The sequence below is a fragment of the Dorea sp. Marseille-P4042 genome, from assembly GCF_900290215.1.
Taxonomy (GTDB): domain Bacteria; phylum Bacillota; class Clostridia; order Lachnospirales; family Lachnospiraceae; genus Dorea; species Dorea formicigenerans.
In genome coordinates this window covers 697,634-713,799 of the sequence record NZ_OLMI01000002.1, presented here as the reverse complement: position 1 = coordinate 713,799, position 16,166 = coordinate 697,634, and the positions used below count along the sequence as shown (strand labels likewise).

Below are 16,166 nucleotides of genomic sequence, written 5' to 3'. Positions count from 1 at the left end.
ATGAAGAAGGGACAGGTATACGAAGGAGTCATCGAATCCGTAGAGTTCCCGAATAAAGGAATTGTAAATGTACCACAGGAGGACAGACGCGTTATTGTAAAAAATGGTGTGCCTGGTCAGAAGGTACGTTTTTCAGTAAATAAAGTGAAAAAAGGAAAAGCAGAAGGAAAACTCCTGGAGGTAATCGAGAAAGCGTCTCAGGAGATAGAACCTGCCTGTCCGCATTTCGGACAGTGCGGTGGTTGCACTTATCAGAATCTGCCGTATGAAGAACAGGTAAAATTAAAGGAGTCACAAGTCAAGGCAATGATGGATGAGGCAGTTGACGGAGACTATATCTGGGAAGGTGTACTGGAAAGTCCATTCAAAAGTGAGTACCGTAATAAGATGGAGTTCTCTTTTGGTGACGAATACAAAGACGGACCGCTGGCACTTGGTATGCACAAACGAGGCAGTTTCCACGATATAGTCAATGTATGTGATTGTCAGATTGTAGACAGTGATTACAGAAAGATATTGGCCTGTACACTGGAATGTGCGAGAAAATCAGGCCTGCCATATTATCACCGCATGAGACATGATGGGTATTTCAGGCATTTACTCGTGAGAAAAGCAGTGAAGACGGAAGAAATCCTCATTGATATTGTAACAGCATCAGAAGAAGGCTTTGACAGTAAACCAAAGGAATTTCTGGATAAATGGGCAGCAGCGCTTCAGGCACTTGAGCTCACCGGAAAGATTGTCGGAATTCTCCATACGAAGAATGACAGTCTCGCAGATATTGTAAAAGACGAAGGAACAGAAGTACTTTTTGGTCAGGATTATTTCTATGAGGAATTACTTGGACTGAAGTTCAAAATCACACCATTTTCTTTCTTCCAGACTAATTCGCTGGGAGCGGAAGTGCTTTATGAAAAAGCGAGAGAATATATCGGGGATACGAATGAAAAAGTAGTTTTTGACCTTTACAGTGGAACCGGAACAATTGCACAGATTCTGGCACCGGTAGCGAAGAAAGTAGTCGGTGTTGAAATTGTTGAAGAAGCAGTTGAGGCAGCTAAGGTCAATGCAAAATTAAATGGACTGGACAACTGTACTTTCTGGGCAGGAGATGTCTTAAAAGTCATCGATGAACTTGGAGAAGTACCAGATCTTATCATGCTGGATCCGCCGAGAGACGGTGTGAATCCGAAGGCACTTATGAAGATCTTGAATTTCGGAGTGGAGCGTCTGGTGTATATCGCATGCAAACCGACCAGTCTGGCAAGAGATCTGGAGATGATTCAGGGAAGAGGATATAAGGTAGAGAAGATTGCATGTGTGGATTTATTCCCGAACACGGTTCATATAGAGACTTGTGTGTTGCTACAAAGACGAACTATGTAGAAATCCTTAATTTTAGGCACTTTTTCAAGCATATCGTCTTTACAAGCGAGGGCGATAAAATCAGAAATAAAGAGATAAAAAACTATATCAATGTTTCGATAGTTGTTGATATAGAGTGTGGGAACACAATAAATTAAATGTTGAATTTGAGGGGTACTTGTAAAAAAGTATCCCTTTTCAATGTAAGACGTTCAGAAATGAGCGTCTATTTTATTACCCAAAATGAAAGGAGCATTAGATTTATGAAAAAGACATGGAAACGATTGTGTACGGGCTTCTTAGCTCTTGCGACTGTCGTTACTGCTTTACCGACGACACCCGTCCATGCAGAAAGCAAGCAATACTGGACGGAAAGTGCGGAGCGTGTCGGTATCATTGAAAAAGTAATGAATGACGGTTCTATCGGTTCGACATTCAATGAGGGCTATATGAAAGTCGAGGGCGAAACTGCCTATTGTATTGACATCAATACAGATTTTAAGAACGGCTACAAGATCAGAGCTGACGCAAGCTCACGCATGAGTGCTGACCAAATTTCAGATGTGGCGTTATCCTTAGAGTATGTCAAACAGTATGGTGAAGCTCACAAGGAACTGAACTACAAACAAGTCTATCTGTTGGAACAATGTGTAGTCTGGCAGAGATTGAGCGTACATCTTGGCTGGCAATGCAACAACGTGCGAGCTTCTTATGATGAAATTCCAAAGGCAACGCAGGACGAAGTTTTCACTGGTGCAAGAACTTTTGTCAAAGAGAATAAAGGACGCTATGAATGTGGCGGTTATATCTACTCTGGCGAGGGACAGGAATTAGGGCAATTCTGGGCGAAGCTGAATGTCGGAAATGCTACACTTCAAAAGACTTCCAGTAATACCGGCATTACAGACGGTAACGAAAATTACTCTATTGCTGGTGCAACATACGGTGTCTTTGCTGATAAGGACTGCACAAAACAGCTTGCCACCCTTACGACTGATAAAAACGGAAATACAGATGTTGTAGAGGTAAAAGCAGGCACAATCTATATCAAGGAATTATCCGCACCAGCAGGATATAAGGTAGATAAAACTGTATATTCCTTAAAGGTTGAAGCTGGAAAGACAGCGACTTTGAAAGTATCTGATACGCCAAAAGTAACGGACACTTTGATTGAGCTTTTCAAGATTGACATGGAAACACAGAAAAACAATCCGCAGGGAAACGCTTCTCTAGCAGGCGCGGAATTTACATGGAAGTATTATGCTGGCTTCTATAATAAAGACAATCTCCCTGCCGAAGCTACTCGTACATGGGTTACAAAGACAATCGCTGAAACAGACAGCGACGGGACAGCCCACTACATTACAAAATCAGCGGACGCATACAAGGTATCTGGCGACAGCTTCTATATGCAGGACAGCAAAGCGGTTCTTCCACTTGGGACGCTAACCGTAGAAGAAACAAAAGCTCCAAACGGCTACTTGTTAGAGGGTGCATATATGCAGGCTGGCGATAAGTCCGAACAGATAAAAGGCTTATATGTAACACAGATTACAGAGGACGGCGACCTTGCCGTATTAACTGGAAGTAACCAGTTTTCCGTATCAGACAAGGTTATCCGTGGCGGTGTCAAAATTCAGAAACGAGATTTAGAAACGGGCGATACCAAACCACAAGGAAGTGCCACTTTGAAAGATACTGCCTTTGACATCATTTCCTTAAATGATAATGCGGTATTGGTTGAGGGCAAGCTCTACAAGAAAAATGAAGTCGTAAAGACTATTCATACAAACCTTGAGGGTGTCGCTTCCACTTCTGCTGACCTTTTACCTTATGGAAATTTCAGTATCGCTGAAAGTGAAGCTCCAAACGGATATTTGACAGACGGTGCAAAACCGATTGATTTTGCAATCACAGAAAACGGAAAAATCGTGGACTTAATCGACGAAGCCCATTCTATCTATAATCAGATTAAGCGTGGCGATATTGAGGGCGTAAAAATCGGTGCAGGCACACACAAGCGTCTTGCTGATGTTCCCTTTAGGATCACAAGCAAGACGACGGGCGAAAATCATGTGGTGGTAACTGATGATAACGGGCAATTCTCCACTTCTGCTGAATGGGCTTCTCATAAGCACAATACAAACGCAGGAAAGACCAGTGAGGACGGTGTGTGGTTTGGGACTTCTGAACCAGACGACAGCAAGGGTGCATTACTTTATGATACCTACATCATTGAAGAAATGCGTTGCAACAGTAACAAAGGCTTTGAACTTATCCCACCTTTTGAAATCGTGGTATCAAGAAATAATCTTGTGATTGATTTAGGAACGCTGACTGATGAATACGAAAAAGAAATCTCTATCCATACCACAGCGACCAGCAAAGACGGCGAAAAAAATATCCTTGCAGGAAAAGACGTTACAATCATTGATACCGTAACCTTAGAGGGCTTAGAAGTCGGTACACAGTACAAACTTGTGGGCTGGCAGATGTTGAAAGAAGAAAATGCAGAGCTTCTTATCAATGGAAAGCGTGTGGAAAGTGATTATACGTTTACTGCTGACAGCGAAACTATGAAAGTGGAAGTTGCCTTTACCTTTGACGCTACTTCTCTTGACGGCAAACAGCTTGTAACTTTTGAGGAATTGTACGATTTGAGCAATCCAGACGAACCGAAGAAAGTTACCGAACATAAGGATATTGAGGATAAGGGACAGACAATTACCTTTAAGGAAAAGCCAGAAGAACCAGAGAAACCCGAAACACCACCGACACCAGAAAAGCCTAACAGACCTAGCGACAGTCCCAAAACGGGCGACAGTACAAATGTAATGGCATTTGTTGTGATGTTGCTTGCGTCTGCTGGTGGATTGGCTGGAACATATCTTTACAAACGCCGTAAAATGAAAAAATCATAAGGCGGTAACGGTATGATGAAAGAAAAATCACGTTCTCCGCCGAAGCGGTCAAACGGCAGACTTTTGCTTATTCTGGCTTGTCTGCCTACAATCTGCAAGAACACGGATAGTCAAGGGTGCGTAAGCATTGATTTTACCCTTTACTATCGGTGGGATTGCTGGTACTTCCCCAACCGCCAGAATAAGAAATCACAATCAATTAACTTATCAAAAATAGAAAGAAACGAGGTAAAACAATATGGAAATGAAATATGTCGTGCCAGATATGGCACAGTCTTTTGGAACTCTTGAATTTGCAGGCGAAAGCGAGCCAGTCTTTGAAAGAGATAAAAATAACCGCAGGGTCTTAGCCAGACGAAGCTATAACCTTTATTCCGACGTACAGAAAGGCGAAAATGTTGTGGTAGAAATTCCCGTGCAGGCTGGCGAAAAGAAGTTCAAGTATGAGCAGAAAGTAAAACTTGTCAATCCGAAGTTATACGGCAGAGGTTACGCAATCGGGGATATGGGACATACCGATTATGTGTTGCTTGCTGATGACATTGTAGCAGTTGAAGAAAAGTAAAGGAGTGAAGAACTTATGAGATTATCAAACGGTTTTGTTATTGACAAAGAGAAAACATTTGGAGAATTAAAATTTACAGCGGTGCGAGATGTATTCTTGCAGAATGAGGACGGGACACCGAGTACCCAGCTAAAAAAACGTATCTATGATTTGAAATGTAGTCTGCATGGTGGAATTATCCCCGTGTCTGTACCGCCAGAAGTACCGTTAAGGGAATTTCCGTACAATGCAGTCGTGGAGCTTGCCAATCCAGTAGCCGATACGGTATCACGAAAGACCTATACGGGTGCAGATGTGGACTGGTATGTAAAGGCAGAGGATATTGTGTTGAAGAATAAAGGCAATCAAAACGCAGGCAATCCACAGAACCATGTACCGCAAGGACAGATGAAAAAATAAATGTGAGCCCATATTTTTCTTGTAACTTATATATAGAACCGATATAATTAGTTGAAAAGTTCTGTTTTAAGCCATGTAAAACTATTTTGACAAGGGAAAATGGCAATGTCAAAGGCTTTTGACAGACAAAATAGCTATATTCATATACAATAAAGGAGAAGATTCAAGATGGATATTGGATTACAAATCAAAAAATTTAGGGAACAACAAAAAATTTCTCAAGAAGAACTGGCTCTTAAAATATTTGTTTCAAGACAAACAATTTCTAACTGGGAAACAAATAAAAGTTGTCCAGATGTTAAAAGTTTAATTACTTTATCTAATATCTTCAATGTGTCTTTAGATAATTTTATAAAAGAAGATATAAAGGAGATGAGGGAGATTGTAGAAAAAGCAACTATTAAAAAGTTTAATGTGATAAGTGTAGTTTTCCTAATTGAATTGATAGTCGTAGCCATAAGTGCCTATCCTTTATTTAGTATTAAGGGAAATATAGGAATTATTATTTGGTTATGCTTGTTTGCAATAACGCTCTATACGGCAAGTAAGATTGAAAAATTCAAAAAGAGCCATGACATTCAAACCTATAAAGAAATTTTGGCATTTATTGACGGAAAGCAATTAACGCATGATGAAACACAACAAGAAATAGGAAAAAGAAATTATCAAAAAATCATATTTGCATTCATTGCAGGTGTAATCGCACTTATTATATGTTTTGTTGTAATTTTAATTTGTCAGCACTTAATTTAAAAGGGAGGAAAAATCATGGAATTTTGGCTTATTATGATTGCCTTTATAGTTATGGGTGGAAGTTGCTCATTAGCAGGTACTTGGTGGGATAGAAAAAATAAAAAAGATAAAAAAGAAGAAAAGAAACAATAAAATTTACACTTTATTGTTGATTAAGCAGTTAGTCTTAGGATTGACTGCTTTTTTCATACCTAGAAAGGATTGATTTATGCGTATGATTTGGAACAAAGGACACCGTATCAGAGCCAGCGACAAGCACCTTGTCTACCACTTTTCCATAGGGACGCTTCTGTTTGTATTCATGGCGGTTCTTCTGCTACTGAACATCAAACAGCTCATGCGTACCGACTGGGAACATTTCAGCTTGTTAGAAAACGGCTTGACGCTTTCCCCTTACAACTTCATAACTGTGCTGATAGCGACTGGTGTTTGTGCATTGGTCGCTTTTCTGTATTACCGCTTCTGTTACGACAGTTTCAAGAAGCTATTGCACCGTCAAAAGCTGGCACGAATGATACTGGAAAATAAGTGGTATGAAGCCGATACCGTACAAGACAGCGGTTTTTTTACTGACCTGCAAAGCAGATCAAGGGAAAAAATCGTCTGGTTTCCAAAGATTTATTATCAAATGGAAAAGGGATTGCTCCATATCCGCTGTGAAATCACGTTAGGAAAATATCAAGACCAGCTTTTACGGTTAGAGGATAAATTGGAAAGTGGCTTGTATTGCGAGCTGACCGACAAGACCTTACATGACGGCTATATTGAATACACCCTGCTTTATGACATGATAGCAAACCGCATTACCATTGATGAAGTATGGGCAGAAAACGGCTGTCTTAGGCTGATGAAAAATCTTGTGTGGGAATATGACGCACTCCCTCACGCTTTGATTGCTGGTGGGACTGGTGGCGGTAAAACTTATTTTCTGCTGACGCTCATTGAAGCCTTACTGCATACCAACGCTGTCCTTTACATTTTAGACCCAAAGAACAGCGACCTTGCAGACTTGGGAACAGTCATGCCTAATGTCTATCACACCAAAGAAGAAATGATTGAATGCGTCAATGCCTTTTATGAGGGCATGGTACGGCGAAGTGAGGAAATGAAGCAACACCCGAACTATAAGACGGGCGAAAACTACGCCTATCTGGGACTTCCACCCTGCTTTCTTATCTTTGATGAATATGTGGCGTTTTTTGAAATGTTGGGGACAAAAGAAAGCGTGAGCTTACTTAGCCAGTTAAAGAAAATCGTTATGTTAGGGCGACAAGCAGGTTATTTCCTTATTGTTGCCTGCCAGCGTCCAGACGCAAAGTATTTTTCAGATGGTATCAGAGATAACTTCAATTTCCGTGTGGGACTTGGGCGTATCAGCGAATTAGGTTACGGTATGCTGTTTGGTTCAGATGTGAAAAAGCAGTTTTTCCAGAAGCGTATCAAGGGGCGTGGCTATTGTGATGTGGGAACAAGCGTCATAAGTGAGTTTTACACGCCTTTAGTCCCAAAAGGACATGATTTTTTACAGACTATCAGCTCTCTTGCACAAGCAAGGCAGGACGGGACGGCGACGTGCGAAGCGAAAGGCGACGGCACGGACTAGCCGTTGCTGGTGTGGCGTCAGCCACGCCAGCAGGTAAAACCCCTCGGTATCTAACAGAGGGGTACGTTTGCAAATAGACAATAGACAAAAAACATAGGAAACATAAGGCTTCTGGCATGGTTTTCTAGCAAAAATCGGCTGTGAAGTCGCCTTAAAAAACTTCACACTTTACAGATTGGGGGTATGGTTCTGAATGAAGAACAACGGATAAAAGAATTACGGGAGAAACGGATTGCTTACGGTATCTCACAAGGCAGGCTGGCGGTGGCTTCTGGTATCACAAGGGAATATTTCAACAAGATAGAAAGTGGAAAAATGAAGCCGTCAAAGGAACTTCTGGAAACTCTGCATAAGGAACTGGCAAGGTTCAATCCAGAAGTACCGATTACCATGCTGTTTGATTATGTGAAAATTCGTTTTCCCACGCTGGATATACAGCACATCATCAAAGATATATTAAAACTGAATATCAATTATATGCTCCATGAAGATTACGGACATTACAGTTATACGGAGCATTATTCTTTAGGGGACATCTTTATCTATACGTCGGCTGACGAAGAAAAAGGTGTCCTTTTAGAGTTAAAGGGGCGTGGTTGCAGGCAGTTTGAAAGTTACCTGCTGGCACAACAAAGAAGCTGGTATGACTTTCTCATGGACGCACTCATAGACGGTGGCGTGATGAAGCGTATCGACCTTGCTATCAACGACCATACGGGTATTTTGGATATTCCAGAGCTTGCGGAAAAATGCAGGAAACGGGAATATATCGGAAAGTCCAGAAGTTATAAGTTTTATCAGTCGGGCGAGCTTATCAAGCATAGAGAGGACGACAGAGAATATATGGGACGCACCCTTTATCTTGGTTCGCTAAAATCAGATGTGTATTTCTGTATCTATGAAAAGGACTATGAGCAGTACGTCAAGTTAGGGACACCGCTGGAAGAAGCCGACATTATCAACCGTTTTGAGATACGGCTTCGTAATGAACGTGCCTATTATGCAGTACGGGATTTGCTGACCTATTATGACGCAGAGCAGACTGCCTTTTCTATCATCAACCAGTATGTGCGGTTTGTTGATGAAGAAGCAGACAAGCGAAAAAATGACTGGAAACTCAATGACCGCTGGGCGTGGTTTATCGGCGATAATAGACAGAGCTTGAAGCTGACGACAAAGCCAGAGCCTTACACCTTAGACCGTACATTGCGGTGGGTACAACGGCAGGTAGCACCGACCTTGAAAATGCTGAAAAAGATTGATAAAGGAAACGGTACAGACTACATGGAAACAATCGAACAGCAGGCAAAACTCACAGAAAAGCATGAAATGATAATCAAACAGCAGACGACCCCTGCAAAAGATTTAGTAGAAAGTTAGGAGTGATAAAAAATGTGGGTATTATTAAAAGACTTCCTGCTGGTATCTATGGGAATGGGTATCGGCGTAGTTCTGATGTGCATTATGAGTGTCGGCAAAGAAGCTGACAGATACATGGAAGAAATCAAAGAAAGAGAGGACAAATAATATGAATTTCGGACAAAATTTATGTGCGACTCGTTCCTTAGTGAAAAGCTAAGGCACTAATAAAAGAACGAAAAAGTTTGGTTATTAGGAGAACTGATAATCTGACAGGTGGAATGATGAAGTAACGCTCTGAAACGCCTGCCCTGAGCCTCCGACAAGCATTGTATGAGGAAACTCAGAATGTTTGAAGCTCGGTAAAGGCGGCTGAAAGATACCGTAATAGTTGATGAACATATATCTTCTATCGAAAACTATCCAGAGGCGGGTAGCGTATCCAACAGGTCGGGGGTCTATAAAATATCTATGGTTAGAATGTTCTATAAGGAACTGACGAAACAGCGAATGTACGGGTCTAAATTTGAACTTTGTAGAAATGCAAAGGTACGAGAAATCGTAGCTGGTGTGGCAAAGTAAGAATATAGGTTATGAAATGCCATATAACGTTACAGGCGGTATCAAGCCAGCAGGCTTATAGCTAGTGACCTAAGGATATATATGTATAGATAAGATTATCGGAACGAGGAAAGGTATTGGGTTCTCATCAAGAGAATAAACTGACGAAGAACAATAAGCAGTTGAACTAATGCTGAAAAGCAGAGGGCGAACCTAAGAAATTCTTGTAATGAGAATGGAGGAATGCCCTCAAGTCGTGTATATATTAGAAAAGTATTATGTTGTTTCAATAAGGATTACGAGTAAGATAAAAAAGCTCACTCAATTTCAAGCAAAGGAGTGAAGCCTTATGCCTAAAAATAAAAATGAAACATTGTGTGTAGAAGATTTAAGACACGCCGAATATTACGAAATGCAAAACACCTTTGATGATTTATATGCCAAAAGTAAGAATGGAGATATTTTCACTCATCTTATGGATATTATCCTATCGAGAGAAAATATATTACTGGCATATCGAAATATCAAAGCAAATGCAGGCAGTAAAACAGCAGGAACAGACGGTACAATAATTAAAGATATTGGCAAATTGCCAGCAGAAACAGTTGTCAAAAAAGTAAGATACATTGTTGCAGGCAGTCCACATGGGTATCGATCTAAGCCAGTGAGGCGAAAAGAAATACCAAAACCAAATGGGAAAACCAGACCTCTAGGTATTCCTTGTATGTGGGACAGGCTTATACAACAATGTATAAAACAAGTATTAGAACCAATCTGCGAAGCTAAATTTAGTGAAAACAGCTATGGTTTCAGACCTAATAGGTCAGTTGAAAATGCAATAAAAGCAACCTATAACCGCCTACAAATCAGCCAGCTACATTATGTGATTGAATTTGATATTAAGGGTTTCTTTGACAACGTGAACCATTCCAAGCTGATAAAACAGATATGGGCTATGGGAATACGGGACAAGCACTTGATATTCATTTTAAAAAGGATATTAAAAGCTCCAATCAAAATGACTAACGGTACAATAACATATCCAGAGAAAGGAACTCCGCAAGGGGGAATAATATCCCCACTACTAGCAAACATTGTTCTTAATGAGTTAGACCATTGGGTAGAAAGCCAATGGCAGGAAAATCCTGTTACAAAAAACTATGTGGTTCATATCAATAAAAGCGGTAGCCCATGTAAAAGCAACGCTTACAAAGAAATGAAGAAAACAAAGTTAAAGGAAATGTATATGGTTCGTTATGCAGATGATTTTAGAGTTTTCTGCCGCTACAAGGAAAGTGCTGAAAAAGCCAAAATAGCAATCACTCAATGGATTGAACAACGATTAAAATTGGAAGTATCACAAGAAAAAACAAGAATTGTAAATGTTAGAAAAAGATACTCCGACTTTCTTGGTTTCAAGATTAAAATGATACCGAGAAGAAAGAAGTTAGTTGTTAAATCACATATAAGTGATAAACAATTCAAAAACCAAAAAGACAAGCTGGTATCACAGGCAAAGAAAATTGCTTCTCCCTCAAAAGGGAAAACGGAATTAGAAGAAACAAGACTTTATAATTCAATGGTATTAGGTATGCAAAATTATTATCAGATTGCAACGAATGTAAATCTGGATTGTATGAAACTGAATAGAGCTGTAATGGCTATCTTCACTAACAGATTAGGTACAAACAAAAGGGGCAGATTGAGAAAAACAGGCAGACAACTTACGACAAAGGAGGCAACAAGATATGGTAAATCTAAAATGCTCCGGTATGTTGCTGGCGAGGGCGAACCTATTTTCCCTGTTGGATATATCCAACACAGAAAACCAATGGCAAAGGTGTATTTAGCGAATTGCTACACTCTAGAGGGAAGAAAATTTATCCACACCAATCTAAGTGTTGATAAATTACTGATGTACCAGTTAATGAAATTATCTTTGGAAAATCGCACAATAGAATACGCAGACAATCGAATTTCGCTATTTTCTGCTCAACATGGAAAATGTGCTATAACTCTGGAAGAATTTCAACAAGCTAATGAAATACACTGTCATCATATTGTACCAACTGGAGCTGGTGGAAATGACGATTATAAAAATCTTATTTTGGTAAAAGAGGCGGTACACCGTCTAATACACGCTAAAACAGAAGAAACAATACAAAAATATATAGCTCTATTGAAGCTAAATAAAGTCCAGCTCATAAGACTAAATAAATATAGAGTATTAGCTGGCAATCAAGAATTAAACTTGATATAGGTCTACTACATAAATACTTTTCAATATAAACACGATGGAACGCGGAGTGCGGTGAAAGTCGCACGCTCCGTGTGAATGGGGGGAAAAGTTTGAGATATTTATAATATCAGGAACTTACCTATCCATATACACATGGTTTTTAAGCAACGCACAGAGCTTAGTGCTTATGGCGATTGTGGTTATCGGTATCTATTTAGGGTTCAAGCGTGAGTTTTCAAAGCTCATTGGCTTCTTGGTAGTTGCCCTTGTTGCTGTCGGCTTGGTGTTCAATGCTGGCGGTGTGAAAGATGTGTTGCTGGAACTGTTCAATAAGATTATCGGGGCATAATAATTTACATTGTGGTGCAGATATGCGAGTGATATAATATGGATATGAAGAAAGTGACAGATAAGAAGTTGTAGAGGTATAAAGCATTATGAAAAGTTTGATTATATATGGTAGTCAATATGGAACAGCAAAAGCATACGCCACAAAACTTTCAGAGATAACGGAAATTCCTTGCATAAGTTATGAAAACATAAAAGATATAAGGAACTATGAGCAGATAATATATTTGGGCGGTTTATATGCAGGTGGTGTAAAAGGATTAAAGAATACATTTAGACTATTGAAAAATAGCAATATCAAAACGATTGTGGTTACTGTAGGGCTTGCAGATGTAAAAAACCAAGAAAATACTAATAATATTAAAGCATCTGTTGCGAAACAAATTGAAAAAGATATTTTAGAAAACTCTTTGATTTTTCATTTAAGAGGTGGTATAGATTACAGTAAATTGAATTTCAAGCATAAGACTATGATGAAAATGTTATACCATTCTCTTAAAAATAAGCCAGTTGAAAGCCTTACACAAGAAGATAAGGCGCTGATAGAAACCTATAACAAAAAAGTGGATTTTGTTGATTATGATGCACTAAAACAAATTGTAGAGGTAATTCAATAAATTCCAGTTTTGATTTGACTTAATTCATAACATTTATTAACTGTTATATCTTATCCTCGTGAAGTCCGCAACCCCTTGAAAATGCTAAATTTGTAGCGAGTGAGTTTGCCCTTATGCTTTCCCTTGTGTTATATCCTTTTCCCTCATGTTACGAATGCTCACAAGGGCAAAATTAAGGGAAAGAAAATCCAGTAACAAATTATAACATGAAATGAAAATGGCAGGAAGAACGGATTGAAATGCTTTCAAAACTTTTAGAAAATTAAGGAAAGGACAGATAAGATATGAGATTGATTTATGCAAGATATAATCCGCAATGTAATAGCATAGATGTAACCACGTTTGAAAATGTAGTGCTTAGAATTGATTGCAATAAGGCAGAGGAAGGATTGAGAACTACTCCCGGCTCCCAGTGTTCGTTGAATGCTTTGGCTATTGATAATCCATTAGAATATGCAAGATTATACTTGGATGGAGAAATGCAAGTATGGGTTGATGCAGAGGATCGTTTAGATACGTGGTGATTTTGCTAATATAATATCATGATAGAGGTCTAGTACTAAAAATTCCAGAAAAATATATAGAACGTACGGTTATTCCATAATAAGAGGCAGGAATCTTAAGTTTCTAGATGTTTGAATTTTGCCTTAAGGTAAATAGAGAGGACACATTGATTTTTCAGTGTATCCCCTCTATTTAAAATTATTTTTAAATAGTTCTTGCACAAAAACAAATAGCATGCTAAAATCTATTTAAAGAAAGTTTTAAATAGGTAAAAGATATGGGAGAAACTAACATTTTTAAAGTATTGGCAGATAGCCAGCGAAGAGACATTCTTATTATGTTGAGAAATGAACGATTAAATGCCGGAGAGATTGCTGAAAAATTACAGATTACACCGGCTGCTCTTTCTTATCATTTAAAATTACTTAAAAACGCAGACTTGATATCTGAATATAAAGAGAAAAACTTTGTTTATTATGAAATCAACACTACGGTTTTCGATGAATTAATTATATGGGTTAACCAGTTTGGAGGAAAAAAAGTATGAAAAAAATAATGTGGATAGTAGCAATGATACCAGTTGTAGTTACAAGTGTTGTACTACAGTTTATGCCTGATATTATACCTATGCATCATGACTTGGAGGGAAACACTGACAGATGGGGAAGTAAAACAGAAAGCTTTATTTTTCCGGTAATTATTTTGTTTATTACACTGTTTTGGCACTTGCTAATCTATGTGTTTGAGAAAAAATCAAAAAATGCAAATACAGAAAAGGAACAGATGGAAACAAAATCTTCTGCAAAGGTATTATGTGTTGTAGGAATTTCGCAAGCAATCATGTTCGGGATTATGCATTATTTTATTCTTTATTCTTCTTGGATACAGGCAAATGCAGGTGGTGAACATGCGGTTATTGACATTGCAAAAGTTTCATGTATTTTGTGTGGTATTATATTTATTGTATTAGGAAATTTTATGACAAAGGCAAAACGAAATGCAGTAGTGGGAGTTCGAACCGTTTGGAGTATGCACAATGATAATACATGGAGAAAGAGTAACCGCTTTGGTGCAATATGTATTATTATTACGGGGTTATTGACTATCATTACAACCGTATTTACAAGTGGGATGACTGGCACAATCTTTATGTTGATTTATTTATTATTAGCAACAATTGTAACTGTGGTATACTCAAAAAAGATATATGATAAGGAAATAAAAAAATAATTTGTATCTTTATGCGAGAGGGTGAAATTCCAGTCTTTTACGGAGAGATAACAAACGAAGGGAGGCAATTGCCTCCCTTCGTTTGTTATCTACTCCTTCCACGGTTTGGTGGAGAATATGGTCTTGTTAACTCTCGCTCCTTTATGTCCTGTTTCTTAGATATAAGCCTATCGTGTAGAGACTGCGGCTTTTCTCCATACCGTTGTTTCCAATTCTTAAGGCTGTCCTGATAATCCCCATAAGCTGTCTCTGACTTATGAAATGCTTTGTAGAAGGCTTCCGCATTCTGATACCCGTATTCCTTTACGATATGGGATAATCGGGCTTTCATTCGGGAAATACGTTCCTCCAATCCGGCTATCTCTGTTGAAAGTTCGGAACGCCTTTTTGCTTTGAAGATACCTTTGCTGTCGGACAGTTCAATTTCAAGGTCACTTCGCTGTTTCTCGAGTGCAAAAATTGCTTTATTCTGTTCTTGCAGCTTTTGATAAATTTCGCATAAGTGCTTGTAAGAAACTGCTTCCGGTGATGGCTGTGGTCTTGGCGGTATGGCAGGCTTTGGTGTATCTGTCTGCTTTCTGCTTTCTTCTGGTACAGCTTTCTGCTCTTTGAAATCTGTGTTCTCCGGTCTTGCTTCAAGCTCTTTGGAAATTACTTTATCTGCAAGCTCCAGAGTTTTGAGAAATACTTTGGAGATTAACAGTTCTAATACTGCAATGGCAGTACCGATAATGGAAGATAACAGATTCGGTCTGTTTCCGTAAAGCCATACGGATTCCACAATCTTGTCCGTTATCCGTTCCTTTTTTATCTGCATGATTTCTGACTTGGAAACACCCGTTACAATCGCTCTGTCAACAGTCTGATTCCACAAGGTGCGTTTACTGTTGTCTGCCTCAATCTCGGTGGCTTTCGGATTGTTCTTACCAATCTTTTTGGTGGCAAGATACATACCGCCACGCTCAAAAACTTCTAACCGCTGGCTTTTATCCCACACATACTGATTGATAAGATTGGTATAATCCTGCTTGACGGTATCAAGGAAATTTTCAGCCTTGAAGTGTTTATCCTTAATGGAGAAAATCTGTCTTTCGTATACCTCACCTTTGTGAATCACCTTACATCTTTTACGGATATTTCCTTCTTCATCAAGTATCTCTTTCTTGGTGCGTACATGATTTCCCTTTTCGTCATAGAACATATTGCGGGTGGCAACCTTTTCTATGGGCTGTTCCAAGAGTGTACGCTCCGAAAAAATGAGATGGATGTGATAGTTGGTTTTCCGCTTATTGTGATGCAGGGCTGCGATACAGTCCGTTCCGTAAGTCTGTCTGAAATGGTCTGTAAATATCTGCAACAGTCTGTCTGGAGGATACTCCGTAAAAGATTCCGGCAGGGCTATGATCAATTCCCTTGCCTCAATACATTTCCCCTCCGTACCGCTTTTTTTAAATTCTGCCTGATTATATTTTGCAAGGTCAGTCCAAAAATTACGGTCTGTGGTTTCATATACCGCATACAGATTTTCCTGCTTCTTTGGGCTTGAAATATAATAAATTCTTCCCCGGACATTGTGGAGCTTCGTCATCTGAATAAATGAATTTCTTGGCATGTGCTTCCTCCTTTCCGTATCTGCCAAGTACGAAGCTGCAAGAAATGAGGATGGGAAACTTTCTAATGTGAAAGTGAGTAGGCTACATAG

The 16,166-nt window shown here is 39.2% G+C and carries 15 protein-coding genes; 14 read left to right on the top strand and 1 reads right to left on the bottom strand.

All coding sequences use genetic code 11. The features are described from left to right. The 14 genes from rlmD (at position 1) to C7E02_RS08855 (ending at position 14,464) form a co-directional block, all read left to right on the top strand. Positions 1-1,386, top strand: a complete 1,386-nt coding sequence (rlmD, locus tag C7E02_RS08935; protein WP_105309377.1) for a 23S rRNA (uracil(1939)-C(5))-methyltransferase RlmD — start codon at positions 1-3, stop codon at positions 1,384-1,386. A gap of 242 nt (positions 1,387-1,628) precedes the next feature. Beyond that, positions 1,629-4,286 carry a SpaA isopeptide-forming pilin-related protein gene (locus C7E02_RS08930; RefSeq protein ID WP_105309376.1) on the top strand — a complete coding sequence of 886 codons (2,658 nt, stop codon included), beginning with the start codon at positions 1,629-1,631 and terminating at the stop codon, positions 4,284-4,286. A gap of 238 nt (positions 4,287-4,524) precedes the next feature. Further along, a complete protein-coding gene (locus tag C7E02_RS08920) occupies positions 4,525-4,851 on the top strand; it encodes a YdcP family protein (protein WP_059086436.1) in 327 nt (108 codons plus the stop codon). A 15-nt stretch (positions 4,852-4,866) separates the two neighbouring features. Next, the gene (locus C7E02_RS08915; RefSeq protein ID WP_105309374.1) at positions 4,867-5,250 is read left to right on the top strand and encodes a YdcP family protein; all 384 of its coding nucleotides are present in this window, start codon (positions 4,867-4,869) and stop codon (positions 5,248-5,250) included. A 168-nt stretch (positions 5,251-5,418) separates the two neighbouring features. Continuing rightward, positions 5,419-6,003 carry a helix-turn-helix domain-containing protein gene (locus C7E02_RS08910; protein WP_004612086.1) on the top strand — a complete coding sequence of 195 codons (585 nt, stop codon included), beginning with the start codon at positions 5,419-5,421 and terminating at the stop codon, positions 6,001-6,003. Between the two features lie 208 nt (positions 6,004-6,211). Beyond that, positions 6,212-7,606: an FtsK/SpoIIIE domain-containing protein gene (locus C7E02_RS08905; protein ID WP_105309373.1), complete on the top strand. Its 1,395-nt coding sequence runs from the start codon at positions 6,212-6,214 to the stop codon at positions 7,604-7,606. 183 nt (positions 7,607-7,789) lie between these two features. Continuing rightward, positions 7,790-8,986: a MobT family relaxase gene (gene mobT, locus C7E02_RS08895; protein WP_105309372.1), complete on the top strand. Its 1,197-nt coding sequence runs from the start codon at positions 7,790-7,792 to the stop codon at positions 8,984-8,986. A 12-nt stretch (positions 8,987-8,998) separates the two neighbouring features. Next, on the top strand, positions 8,999-9,133 hold the full coding sequence (locus C7E02_RS08890) for a DUF3789 domain-containing protein (protein WP_105309371.1): 135 nt from the start codon (positions 8,999-9,001) through the stop codon (positions 9,131-9,133). A gap of 742 nt (positions 9,134-9,875) precedes the next feature. Continuing rightward, positions 9,876-11,786 (top strand): group II intron reverse transcriptase/maturase, encoded by a 1,911-nt coding sequence (ltrA, locus tag C7E02_RS08885; RefSeq protein WP_105309108.1) that lies wholly within the window; start codon positions 9,876-9,878, stop codon positions 11,784-11,786. Positions 11,787-11,889: 103 nt separating this feature from the next. Continuing rightward, a complete protein-coding gene (locus tag C7E02_RS08880) occupies positions 11,890-12,114 on the top strand; it encodes a hypothetical protein (protein WP_032508757.1) in 225 nt (74 codons plus the stop codon). Between the two features lie 88 nt (positions 12,115-12,202). Further along, on the top strand, positions 12,203-12,730 hold the full coding sequence (locus C7E02_RS08875) for a flavodoxin domain-containing protein (RefSeq protein WP_105309370.1): 528 nt from the start codon (positions 12,203-12,205) through the stop codon (positions 12,728-12,730). A 284-nt stretch (positions 12,731-13,014) separates the two neighbouring features. Further along, positions 13,015-13,254 carry a DUF6061 family protein gene (locus tag C7E02_RS08865; RefSeq protein WP_005604353.1) on the top strand — a complete coding sequence of 80 codons (240 nt, stop codon included), beginning with the start codon at positions 13,015-13,017 and terminating at the stop codon, positions 13,252-13,254. Positions 13,255-13,511: 257 nt separating this feature from the next. After that, on the top strand, positions 13,512-13,781 hold the full coding sequence (locus C7E02_RS08860; RefSeq protein ID WP_005604351.1) for an autorepressor SdpR family transcription factor: 270 nt from the start codon (positions 13,512-13,514) through the stop codon (positions 13,779-13,781). Beyond that, complete coding sequence (locus C7E02_RS08855) at positions 13,778-14,464, top strand: SdpI family protein (RefSeq protein ID WP_105309369.1); 687 nt, start codon at positions 13,778-13,780, stop codon at positions 14,462-14,464. Before C7E02_RS08860 ends, C7E02_RS08855 begins: the two co-directional genes overlap by 4 nt. Positions 14,465-14,549: 85 nt before the next feature. Here C7E02_RS08855 and C7E02_RS08850 read toward each other — a convergent pair whose 3' ends face one another. Beyond that, a complete protein-coding gene (locus C7E02_RS08850; protein ID WP_105309368.1) occupies positions 14,550-16,076 on the bottom strand; it encodes a MobA/MobL family protein in 1,527 nt (508 codons plus the stop codon). Positions 16,077-16,166: the final 90 nt, after the last annotated feature.

Bases quoted from the DNA above. Each gene is read 5' to 3' on its own strand.
- C7E02_RS08910 (WP_004612086.1), top strand. From the start codon at position 5,419: ATGGATATTGGATTACAAATCAAAAAATTTAGGGAACAACAAAAAATT.
- C7E02_RS08915 (WP_105309374.1), top strand. From the start codon at position 4,867: ATGAGATTATCAAACGGTTTTGTTATTGACAAAGAGAAAACATTTGGA.
- mobT (WP_105309372.1), top strand. From the start codon at position 7,790: ATGGTTCTGAATGAAGAACAACGGATAAAAGAATTACGGGAGAAACGG.
- C7E02_RS08865 (WP_005604353.1), top strand. From the start codon at position 13,015: ATGAGATTGATTTATGCAAGATATAATCCGCAATGTAATAGCATAGAT.
- ltrA (WP_105309108.1), top strand. From the start codon at position 9,876: ATGCCTAAAAATAAAAATGAAACATTGTGTGTAGAAGATTTAAGACAC.
- C7E02_RS08890 (WP_105309371.1), top strand. From the start codon at position 8,999: ATGTGGGTATTATTAAAAGACTTCCTGCTGGTATCTATGGGAATGGGT.
- C7E02_RS08855 (WP_105309369.1), top strand. From the start codon at position 13,778: ATGAAAAAAATAATGTGGATAGTAGCAATGATACCAGTTGTAGTTACA.
- C7E02_RS08905 (WP_105309373.1), top strand. From the start codon at position 6,212: ATGCGTATGATTTGGAACAAAGGACACCGTATCAGAGCCAGCGACAAG.
- C7E02_RS08850 (WP_105309368.1), bottom strand. From the start codon at position 16,076: ATGCCAAGAAATTCATTTATTCAGATGACGAAGCTCCACAATGTCCGG.
- C7E02_RS08875 (WP_105309370.1), top strand. From the start codon at position 12,203: ATGAAAAGTTTGATTATATATGGTAGTCAATATGGAACAGCAAAAGCA.
- C7E02_RS08860 (WP_005604351.1), top strand. From the start codon at position 13,512: ATGGGAGAAACTAACATTTTTAAAGTATTGGCAGATAGCCAGCGAAGA.
- C7E02_RS08930 (WP_105309376.1), top strand. From the start codon at position 1,629: ATGAAAAAGACATGGAAACGATTGTGTACGGGCTTCTTAGCTCTTGCG.
- C7E02_RS08920 (WP_059086436.1), top strand. From the start codon at position 4,525: ATGGAAATGAAATATGTCGTGCCAGATATGGCACAGTCTTTTGGAACT.
- rlmD (WP_105309377.1), top strand. From the start codon at position 1: ATGAAGAAGGGACAGGTATACGAAGGAGTCATCGAATCCGTAGAGTTC.